The sequence below is a fragment of the Kribbella sp. VKM Ac-2571 genome (genome assembly GCF_004362255.1).
Lineage (GTDB): Bacteria > Actinomycetota > Actinomycetes > Propionibacteriales > Kribbellaceae > Kribbella > Kribbella pratensis.
Genome location: NZ_SNWS01000041.1, coordinates 1 through 1,450, shown reverse-complemented (window position 1 = coordinate 1,450; position 1,450 = coordinate 1). Strand labels below are relative to the sequence as shown.

The following is a 1,450-nucleotide window of genomic DNA, read 5'->3' as shown; positions in this document are numbered from 1 at the left end:
CTAGTACGACAGCCGTAGTTCGTGATCTGGCGGTGTGGCGGTCCCGGACGCGAGGCGGCCACCGCTTGATGATCTCGGGTTGTGTGGACTCAAGAAGATCTCGCGGTGGCCGCGGGCCAAAGCATAGACCCTGGTCGTTGGCGGGTGGAGTTCGACGGGTTGATGGCGCGGATCGCGTCTCGGTTCGCGCGGGTGGAGTCGCGGCGGCTGGCGCGGGATGCGGTCGCGGGGTTGATGTCGGGGTTGGCGGTGAAGAACTGCTGGACGCTGGCTGAGCATGCTGGTCACGACTCGCCTGACGGCCTGCAGCACCTGCTGCGGAAGGCGAAATGGGACAGCGATGGAGTGCGTGACGACCTGCGCCGGTATGTCGTGGAGCGGCTCGGCGAGGTCGATGCCGTGCTGGTGGTGGACGAGACTGGCGACCTCAAGAAGGGCGCCCACACCGTCGGGGTGCAGCGCCAATACACCGGGACCGCGGGGCGGATCGAGAACGCCCAGGTCGCGGTGTATCTGACCTATGCCAGCGCCGACGGGCACGCGCTGATCGACCGGGAGCTGTATCTGCCGCGAGTCTGGGCCGACGACACCGACCGGCGCGAACAGGCCGGTATTCCGGCGACGGTGAAGTTCGCGACCAAACCAGCACTGGCCACCGAGATGATCACCCGCGCCCTGGACGCCGGCGTGACCGCGCGCTGGGTCGCCGGTGACGAGGTCTACGGCGCCGACCCGAAACTGCGTAAGACCTTGGAGGACCGCGGTGTCGGGTATGTGCTCGCGGTCGCCTGCAGCCACCCGGTCCGCACCGGCGTCGGCAAGATCCGCGCTGACGAACTCGCCGCCCGTCTGCCCCGCAAGGCATGGCAGCGGCTGTCGGCCGGTGCCGGCTCGAAGGGGCCGCGGTTCTACGACTGGGCCTGGATCAGCATCGAACCCGAACCGGGGGCAGTGCCCAGTGGCGCTCAAGGGCAGCGGTGGCTGCTGGTTCGCCGCAACAACGCCACCGGCGAGCTCGCCTACTACCGCTGCTGGTCACCGACACCGGTTCCGTTGCGGGACCTCGTCCGCGTCGCCGGCCGCCGCTGGACGATCGAAGAATCCTTCCAAGCCAGCAAGACCCTCACCGGGCTCGACCAGCACCAGGTCCGCCGCTGGACCAGCTGGCACCGCTGGACCATCCTCGCGATGCTCGCCTACGCCCTCCTCGCCGTCCTCGCCGCGGCCGAACGAGCCGGAACCCCAACCCCACCAGGCCTGATCGCGTTGACCTGCAACGAGATCCACCGCCTGTTCAACACCCTCATCGTCGAACCGACACAAGACCTGCGACACCGGCTGCACTGGTCCACCTGGAGACGCCGACACCAACACCGAGCCCGAACCAGCCACTACCAGCGCCGACAAGCCCTCCCAGCATGAACATCACGAACTACGGCTGTCGTACTAG

General features: G+C 67.9%; 1 protein-coding gene. It reads left to right on the top strand.

The genetic code is table 11. The annotated features are described in order from the left end of the window. Window positions 1-162: 162 nt before the first annotated feature. Window positions 163-1,422, top strand: a complete 1,260-nt coding sequence (locus tag EV651_RS41100) for an IS701 family transposase (protein ID WP_133791665.1) — start codon at window positions 163-165, stop codon at window positions 1,420-1,422. The last annotated feature ends 28 nt before the right edge of the window (window positions 1,423-1,450 follow it).